7 protein-coding genes are annotated in these 9,030 nt (G+C 69.7%); all 7 read right to left on the bottom strand.

Annotated features, from left to right (window positions below):
- Positions 1–373: 373 nt before the first annotated feature.
- The gene (locus ACZ6Z8_RS36135; RefSeq protein WP_465614236.1) at positions 374–2,059 is read right to left on the bottom strand and encodes a ribonuclease J; all 1,686 of its coding nucleotides are present in this window, start codon (positions 2,057–2,059) and stop codon (positions 374–376) included.
- A gap of 170 nt (positions 2,060–2,229) precedes the next feature.
- Positions 2,230–3,129, bottom strand: coding sequence for a 4-hydroxy-tetrahydrodipicolinate synthase (dapA, locus tag ACZ6Z8_RS36130; RefSeq protein ID WP_465614235.1), 900 nt, complete (start codon positions 3,127–3,129; stop codon positions 2,230–2,232).
- 214 nt (positions 3,130–3,343) lie between these two features.
- Positions 3,344–4,075, bottom strand: a complete 732-nt coding sequence (thyX, locus tag ACZ6Z8_RS36125; RefSeq protein ID WP_030289914.1) for an FAD-dependent thymidylate synthase — start codon at positions 4,073–4,075, stop codon at positions 3,344–3,346.
- Positions 4,072–4,530, bottom strand: a complete 459-nt coding sequence (locus tag ACZ6Z8_RS36120; protein ID WP_396539121.1) for a tetratricopeptide repeat protein — start codon at positions 4,528–4,530, stop codon at positions 4,072–4,074. Before ACZ6Z8_RS36120 ends, thyX begins: the two co-directional genes overlap by 4 nt.
- Before the next feature lie 7 nt (positions 4,531–4,537).
- Positions 4,538–5,305: a 4-hydroxy-tetrahydrodipicolinate reductase gene (gene dapB, locus ACZ6Z8_RS36115; RefSeq protein ID WP_465614234.1), complete on the bottom strand. Its 768-nt coding sequence runs from the start codon at positions 5,303–5,305 to the stop codon at positions 4,538–4,540.
- A 32-nt stretch (positions 5,306–5,337) separates the two neighbouring features.
- The gene (locus ACZ6Z8_RS36110) at positions 5,338–6,750 is read right to left on the bottom strand and encodes a M16 family metallopeptidase (protein WP_465614233.1); all 1,413 of its coding nucleotides are present in this window, start codon (positions 6,748–6,750) and stop codon (positions 5,338–5,340) included.
- A 58-nt stretch (positions 6,751–6,808) separates the two neighbouring features.
- On the bottom strand, positions 6,809–9,016 hold the full coding sequence (locus ACZ6Z8_RS36105) for a polyribonucleotide nucleotidyltransferase (protein WP_465614232.1): 2,208 nt from the start codon (positions 9,014–9,016) through the stop codon (positions 6,809–6,811).
- Positions 9,017–9,030 lie beyond the last annotated feature (14 nt).

Genomic DNA, 9,030 nt, shown 5'->3' with positions numbered 1-9,030 from the left:
AAGGAATCTCCAACCCCAGAAAACATCTGAGGCCGGGGATGTCAACATATCTGGCGTTGACTTTTGGCACGCTGTTGAGTTCTCAAGGAACGGACACTTCCTTCGGGCCGCCTTCCAGCGGGCCCTCCGGGCGCTTCGTTCTTTCGTGTTTCCAGCTTATCAGATGTTTTCCGCTCCGTTTTCCGGAGCTTCATTCATCCGATTTGGCTTTCGCCTTTCGGCGCTCCCGAACTCTATCAGAGTTTCTCGGTCCGTTTTCCCGGTCGTTCTCGAATTCGCATTCGCATTCGAGGACTTCCTTGGGGCTCGTCCCGTGGGGCAACCCGGAGAACATTACGCACCGGGTCGCCCCACGTCAAACCAGCGGAGTCGATCAGACCTCGACGACGACCGGCAGGATCATCGGCCGGCGGCGGAAGTTGTCCGCGACCCACTTGCCGATGATCCGGCGGACCAGCTGCTGCACCTGACGGGGCTCCAGCACGCCGTCGCTCGCCGAGCGGTCCAGGGCCTCCTGGAGCTTGGCGACGACCGGCCCGAAGGCGTTGTCGTCGATGCCGGAGCCGCGGGCCTGGATGGACGGGCCGCCGACGATCTTGCCGTTGGTCGAGTCGACCGCGACGAAGACCGAGATGAAGCCCTCCTCGCCGAGGATCTTGCGGTCCTTGAGCGAGGCCTCGGTGATGTCACCGACCGAGGCGCCGTCCACGTAGACGTAGCCGGCCCGCACCTTGCCGACGATCCGGGCGACGCCCTTCTCCAGGTCGACGCAGACGCCGTCCTCGGCGATGACCACGCGGTTGCGCGGCACACCGGTCGCGATGCCCAGTTCGGCGGCGGCCCGCAGGTGGCGCCACTCGCCGTGGACCGGCATCAGGTTGCGCGGCTTGCAGATGTTGAAGAAGTACAGCAGCTCACCGGCCGAGGCGTGGCCGGAGACGTGCACCTTGGCGTTGCCCTTGTGCACGACCTTGGCGCCCCAGCGGGTCAGGCCGTTGATCACGCGGTAGACGGCGTTCTCGTTGCCCGGGATGAGCGAGGACGCCAGGACGACGGTGTCGCCCTCGACGATGCGGATCTGGTGGTCGCGGTTGGCCATCCGGGACAGCGCCGCCATCGGCTCGCCCTGCGAGCCGGTGCAGATCAGCACGACCTCCTTCTCGGGGAGGTCGTCCAGCTGCTTGACGTCCACGATCAGGTTGCCGGGGACCTTCAGGTAGCCGAGGTCGCGGGCGATGCCCATGTTGCGGACCATCGAGCGGCCGACGAAGGCGACCTTGCGGCCGTACTCGTGGGCGGCGTCCAGCACCTGCTGGATGCGGTGCACGTGGCTCGCGAAGGAGGCGACGATGATGCGCCGGTCGGCGTTGGCGAAGACGTTCCGCAGGGCCGCCGAGATGTCCCGCTCGTGCGGGATGAAGCCGGGGACCTCGGCGTTGGTGGAGTCCACCAGCAGCAGGTCCATGCCCTCCTCGGCCAGCTTGGCGAAGGTCGGCAGGTCGGTCAGGCGGCCGTCCAGCGGCAGCTGGTCCATCTTGAAGTCACCGGTGGCCACGACCATGCCGGCGGGGGTGCGGACCGCCACGGCCAGGGCGTCCGGGATGGAGTGGTTGACCGCGATGAACTCGCAGTCGAAGGGGCCGATGCGCTCGCGCTGGCCCTCCTTCACCTCCAGCACGTACGGCCGGATGCGGTGCTCGGCGAGCTTGGCCTCGATCAGGGCGAGGGTCAGCTTGGAGCCGATCAGCGGGATGTCCGGGTTCTCCCGGAGGAGGAAGGGGACGGCCCCGATGTGGTCCTCGTGCCCGTGGGTGAGGACGATGCCGTCGACCTTGTCGAGGCGGTCCCGGATGTAGCTGAAGTCCGGGAGGATCAGGTCCACACCGGGCTGCTCGTCCTCGGGGAAGAGGACGCCGCAGTCGACGATCAGGATGCGGTCCCCGTACTCGAAGACCGTCATGTTGCGGCCGATCTCGCCGAGGCCGCCGAGCGGAGTGATGCGGAGGGCGCCCTCCTTCAGGGCCGGGGGCGCGCCGAGCTCGGGATGCGGGTGACTCAAAAGACTCTCCTTCACGGCGCACGCCATATGCCCGGGGTCCTCCCCTGGAGACATATGGCGTGCGTACTCAGTGTCGTTTTCCTACTGGGTCGGTGCTCTCGCGCCTTCGGTCCGGTCCAGCGGCGGACCCGGGCGGGTCCGGCGAGCCGGGGCGCGCACGTCTGTGTCTGCTACAGGTGTACCCCGCCTGCGGCGAGATCCTGCTTCAATCGGTCGATCTCCTCGGGCGTCGCGCCGACCAGCGGCAGCCGCAGCGGCCCGGCCGGCAGGCCCTGGAGGTCCAGCGCGGCCTTGCTGAGGATCACGCCCTGGGTGCGGAACATACCGGTGAACACCGGCAGGAGGCCCTGGTGGATCGCGGTGGCCTTGGCCACATCGCCGCCCAGGTAGGCCTCGATCATCGACTTCAGCTCACCGGCCACCACGTGCCCGACGACGCTGACCACGCCGACGGCTCCGACGGACAGCAGCGGCAGGTTGAGGATGTCGTCGCCGGAGTACCAGGCGAGGTCGGAGCGCGCGATCGCCCAGGCCGCGGCGCCCAGATCACCCTTGGCGTCCTTGTTGGCGACGATCCGCGGGTGCTCTCCCAGGCGGACCAGGGTCTCGTGGCTCAGCGCGACCCCGCTGCGGCCCGGGATGTCGTACGCCATGACCGGCAGGCCGGTCGCGTCGGCGACCTGGGTGAAGTGCCGGTACAGGCCCTCCTGCGGGGGCTTGCTGTAGTACGGCGTGACGACCAGCAGCCCCTGCGCCCCGGCGGCCTCCGCCTGCCGGGCCAGCTCGACGCTGTGGTGGGTGTCGTTGGTGCCGACCCCGGCCACCACGTGGGCGCGATCCCCGACCGCCTCCACCACGGCGCGGACGAGCTGGGCCTTCTCGGCGTCGCTGGTGGTCGGGGACTCACCGGTGGTGCCGTTGACGACGAGGCCGTCGTTCCCGGAGTCGACGAGGTGCGTGGCGAGGCGCTGGGCGCCGTCGAGGTCGAGTGCGCCGTCGGCGGTGAACGGGGTGACCATCGCGGTCAGCACCCGGCCGAACGGCGTCTGGGGGGTGGAGGTCGGAGCCATGCGTCCAAAACTACTCGTAGGCGGTGGGACGGTACCCATGCCGGTCCATGGTTCGGACAGGTGGAGCAGGCGGGGGTGGGGAGGTGGGACTCCGGTGCTGCCCGCTCGGGGGTTCAGGCAGCACCGGAATCCGTGGTCACGAATGTAGGGAGCGGCTAGAAAAGCCGCAATCCAGACATGCCAGACACTCTGCCCATATGCCTGTCGTCCCAGGTCAGGGGGCGACTCGGCCGTGCTTCTCGAAGGCCGCATGGGTGAGCGGCATGAGCTGCGCCCACTGCTCCTCCATCTGCTCGGCGACCATCTCGATCTCGCGCTGCGGGAAGGACGGCACCGCCGAGTTCTCCCGCCGGGTGCGCAGCGAGAGGAAGTGCATCAGCGAGCGCGCGTTGCAGGTCGCGTACATCGAGGAGAACAGGCCGACCGGCAGCACCGCGCGGGCCACCTCGCGGGCCACGCCGGCCGCCAGCATCTCCTGGTAGCGGGCGTAGGACTCGCGGTACGCGGCCTCCATCGCCCCGGTGGTGGTCCTGTGCTGCTCGGGCGTGCCCTCGTGGAACTCGTACTTGCCCGGGCGGCCCTGCTGGACCAGCTTGCGGTCCTCGGACGGGACGTAGAACACCGGCTCCAGCTCGCGGTAGCGGCCGGACTCCTCGTTGTACGACCAGCCGCTGCGGTGCCGGTGGAACTCGCGGAACACGAAGATCGGCGCGCTGATGAAGAAGGTCATCGAGTTGTGCTCGAACGGGGTGCCGTGCCGGTCGCGCATCAGGAAGTTGATCAGACCCCGGGACTTCTCCGGGTCCTGCTGGAGCGCCTCCAGGGACTGCTCCCCCGCGGTCGACACCCGGGCCGACCAGATGACGTCCGAGTCCGCGGCGGCGCTGCGGACCAGCTCCACCGTCACGTCGCTGCGGAAGCTGGGGGCCGTCGGTTCGTCGCTCACGCGTTACTCCTTGCGGGTTCGGTGCTGTGCAGCTTGATGGCGTGCTGCATGGTCTTGCGGGCGCGCGGGGTGTCGCCGGCGTCGGCGTAGGCCACCGCGAGGCGGAACCAGACCCGCCAGTCGCCCGGTGCGGCCTCCGCCTCGGTCTGCCGGCGGGCGAACACCGCGTCGGCCGAGGCCCGGTCGATCCGCCCGCCGGTGGTGCGCTTCAGCTCGTCCACCGGCAGGCCGCCCTCGGCCTCCAGCTCCCGGGCGAGCTGCTCGCTGGCCCGGCCGAAGCGGACGGTCTGGCGCAGGAACCAGACGCCGATCAGCGGGATCACGAAGGCGCACAGGCCGATGCCGATGCCGAGCGGCTTGCCGGTCGCGATCAGCTGGACGCCCTCCCCCACGCAGAGCAGGGCGACCAGCAGCAGCACGCCGGACAGGACGAAGAAACCGGTACGGGAGGTCATGAGGGGCTCACAGGTCCAGGAAGTGTTCGAGGCCGAAGGTCAGCCCCGGGGTCTCGACGACCTTGCGCACGCCCAGCAGGATGCCCGGCATGAAGCTGCTGTGGTGCAGCGAGTCGTGCCGGATGGTGAGCGTCTCGCCGGTGTCGCCGAACATCACCTGCTGGTGGGCGAGCAGGCCGCGCAGCCGTACGGCGTGCACCGGGACCCCGTCCACGTCGGCACCGCGGGCGCCGGGCAGGCTGTGGGTGGTCGGGTCCTGCTGCTTCGGGCGCCCGGCCTCGGCGCGGGCGGCGGCGATCAGCTGGGCGGTGCGGGTGGCGGTGCCGCTGGGGGCGTCCGCCTTGCGGTCGTGGTGGAGTTCGACCACCTCGACCGACTCGAAGTACTTCGCCGCGATCTGCGAGAACTTCATGCCGAGGATCGCGCCGATGGAGAAGTTCGGGGCGATCAGCACGCCGACGGGCAGCGGCGGCCGGCCGGTGGCCTCGGCCGGGACGAGCCAGCCCTCCAGCTCGCCCAGCCGCTCGTCCGTCCAGCCGGTGGTGCCGGTGACCACGTGGATGCCGTGGTGGACGCAGTAGTCGAGGTTGCCCATCACCGAGTCCGGGTGGGTCAGTTCGACGGCGACCTGGGCCCCGGCCTCGGTCAGCTCCTCCAGCTTCGAGCCGCGCCCGAGGGCGGCGACCAGCTCCAGGTCCGGCGCGGCCTCGACGGCCTTGACCGCCTCGGAGCCGATCCGTCCCCTGGCGCCGATCACGGCGACACGCAGCGTCATAGCGAAAGTCCTCTCACCAGCAGTCTCGGGTCTCACACCAGCAGATCGGCGAGCTTGGCGGCCCGCTTGTCGTTGACCGGACCGATCAGCGCCAGCGACGGCCGGTACGCGCCCAGCACATCACGGGCCACTTCCTGGACGTCCTCCAGGGTCACCGCCGCGATCCGCGTCAGCATGTCGTCCACCGACAGGTGGTGCCCGTAGCTGAGTTCGGCCTTGCCGATGCGGTTCATCAGCGAGCCGGTGTCCTCCATGCCGAGCACGGTGGAGCCGGAGATCTGCCCGATCGCGCGGTGCAGCTCCTCCTCGGTGATGCCCTCGGCGACCACCTTGGCCAGCTCCTCGCGGCAGATCCGCAGCACCTCCTCGACCCGCTTGGGCTGGCAGCCGGCGTAGATGCCGAACAGGCCGCTGTCCGCGTAGGAGGAGGAGTACGAGTAGACCGAGTACGCCAGGCCGCGCTTCTCCCGGACCTCCTGGAACAGCCGGGAGCTCATCCCGCCGCCCAGGGCCGCGTTGAGCACGCCCATCGCCCAGCGGCGCTCGTCGTGCCGGGGCACCCCGGGCACGCCCAGCACCAGGTGGGCCTGCTCGGTGGAGCGGTTGAGCACCTCCACCTTGCCGGCCGTGCGCAGCGCCTTGACGCCGCGGCGGGCCTCGGCGGGCGCCGCGGTGGAGCGGGCCAGCACCGGGGCGAAGGCCCGCTCGACCTGCTTGACCACCTTGCGGTGGTCGAGGTTGCCGGCCGCGGCGACGACCAGGTTCTCCGGGCGGTAGCGGCGGTGGTAGAAGCCGGCGATCTGGTCCCGGGTGAGGGCCTTGATGGTCTCCTGGGTGCCGAGGATCGGGCGGCCGAGCGGACCGCTGCCGAAGATCACCTTGGCGAACAGGTCGTGGACCACGTCGCCCGGGTCGTCCTCGGCCATCGCCATCTCTTCGAGGATGACGCCGCGTTCGGCGTCGACGTCCTCGGGGCGGATCAGCGAGCCGGTGAGCATGTCGCAGACCACGTCGATGGCCAGCGGCAGGTCGGTGTCCAGGACCCGGGCGTAGTAGCAGGTGTTCTCCTTCGCGGTGAAGGCGTTCATCTCGCCGCCGACCGCGTCCAGGGCCGCCGAGATGTCCAGCGCGCTGCGCCGCTCGGTGCCCTTGAAGAGCAGGTGCTCCAGGTAGTGGGTCGCGCCGTTGAGCTGCGGGGTCTCGTCCCGCGAGCCGACGCCGACCCAGATGCCGAAGGTCGCGGAGCGCACCGTCGGCAGGGTCTCGGTGACGACCCGCAGGCCGCCGGGCAGGACGGAGCGGCGCACCGTGCCGGCGCCGTCGACGCCCTTGAGCAGGGTCCGGGTGCTGCCGGGACGCTGCTTTACCGCCGGGGCCTGGGCCACGGTGGGTACCTCCAGAGGAAACGCACGTGCGTCGGCACGTACGGACGAACGCGTGGACAACGGGGTGCGGCCCGCACGCCGGGAGGCGTACGGGCCGCAAGGGTCAGCTAGCGGCGCTTCACTCGGAAGCGGCCTCGCCGGCTTCCTCGCCCTCGATGACCGGGATCAGGGAGAGCTTGCCGCGCGGGTCGATCTCGGCGATCTCGACCTGCACCTTGGCGCCGACACCGAGGACGTCCTCGACGTTCTCCACGCGCTTGCCGCCGGCCAGCTTGCGGATCTGCGAGATGTGCAGCAGGCCGTCCTTGCCCGGCATGAGCGAGACGAACGCGCCGAACGTCGTGGTCTTGACCACGGTGCCCAGGTAGCGCTCGCCGACCTCCGGCATGGTCGGGTTGGCGATCTGGTTGATCGTGGTGCGGGCGGCCTCGGCGGCCGGGCCGTCGGCGGCACCGATGTAGATGGTGCCGTCGTCCTCGATCGTGATCTCGGCGCCGGTGTCCTCCTGGATCTGGTTGATCATCTTGCCCTTGGGGCCGATGACCTCGCCGATCTTGTCCACCGGGATCTTGATGGTGATGATGCGCGGCGCGTTCGGGGACATCTCGTCGGGCGAGTCGATGGCCTCGTTCATCACGTCGAGGATGTGCAGGCGGGCGTCGCGGGCCTGCTTCAGGGCGGCGGCCAGCACGGAGGCCGGGATGCCGTTGAGCTTGGTGTCCAGCTGCAGCGCGGTGATGAAGTTGCGGGTACCGGCGACCTTGAAGTCCATGTCGCCGTACGCGTCCTCGGCACCCAGGATGTCGGTCAGCGCGACGTAGTGGGTCTCACCGTCGATCTCCTGGGAGATCAGGCCCATGGCGATGCCGGCGACGGCGGCCTTCAGCGGCACACCGGCGTTCAGCAGCGACATGGTCGAGGCGCAGACCGAGCCCATCGAGGTGGAGCCGTTGGAGCCGAGCGCCTCGGAGACCTGGCGGATGGCGTACGGGAACTCCTCGCGGGTCGGCAGGACCGGCAGGATGGCGCGCTCGGCCAGGGCGCCGTGGCCGATCTCGCGGCGCTTGGGCGAGCCCACGCGGCCGGTCTCGCCGACCGAGTACGGCGGGAAGTTGTAGTTGTGCATGTAGCGGCGACGCGTCTCCGGGGAGAGCGTGTCGAGCTGCTGCTCCATCCGGAGCATGTTCAGCGTGGTGACACCCAGGATCTGGGTCTCGCCGCGCTCGAACAGCGCCGAGCCGTGGACGCGCGGGATGGCCTCGACCTCGGCGGCCAGGGTGCGGATGTCGGTGACGCCGCGGCCGTCGATGCGGACCTTGTCCTTGATGACGCGCTCGCGGACGATCTTCTTGGTCAGCGCGTTGTAGGCGGCGCTGATCTCCTTCTCGCGGCCCTCGAACTCGGGGAGCAGCTTCTCGGCCGCGACGGCCTTGACGCGGTCCAGCTCGTTGTTGCGCTCCTGCTTGCCCGGGATGGTCAGGGCCTGGGCGAGCTCGTCCTTGACGGCGGCGGTCAGCGCGGCGAGGACGTCGTCCTGGTAGTCCAGGAAGACCGGGAACTCGGCGGTCGGCTTGGCGGCCTGGGAAGCCAGCTGCGACTGCGCGGCGCACAGCACCTTGATGAACGGCTTGGCGGCCTCCAGGCCGGCGGCGACGACCTCCTCGGTCGGCGCCTCGGCGCCGCCCTCGACCAGCTTGATGGTCTTGTCGGTGGCCTCGGCCTCGACCATCATGATCGCGACGTCGCCGTCCGGCAGGACGCGACCGGCGACGACCATGTCGAAGACGGCCGACTCCAGCTCGCTGTGGGTCGGGAAGGCGACCCACTGGCCCTTGATCAGGGCGACACGCACGCCACCGATCGGGCCGGAGAACGGCAGGCCCGCCAGCTGGGTGGAGGCGGAGGCGGCGTTGATGGCGACCACGTCGTACAGGTGGTCGGGGTTGAGCGCCATCACGGTGCAGACGACCTGGACCTCGTTGCGCAGGCCCTTGACGAAGGACGGGCGCAGCGGGCGGTCGATCAGGCGGCAGGTGAGGATCGCGTCCTCGGAGGGCCGGCCCTCACGACGGAAGAACGAGCCGGGGATGCGGCCCGCGGCGTACATCCGCTCCTCGACGTCCACGGTCAGCGGGAAGAAGTCGAAGTGCTCCTTCGGCTGCTTGGACGCGCTGGTGGCCGACAGCACCATGGTGTCGTCGTCCAGGTAGGCCACGGCGGAGCCGGCGGCCTGACGGGCCAGACGGCCGGTCTCGAAGCGGATGGTACGGGTGCCGAAGGAACCGTTGTCGATCACGGCCTCGGCGTAGAACACGTTCTCTTCCACCTGGAAGATCTCCT

This window comes from Kitasatospora sp. NPDC101108, from assembly GCF_055584725.1.
The sequence above is the reverse complement of the archived record's forward strand: the minus strand, read 5'-3'. Positions and strand labels throughout refer to the sequence as shown.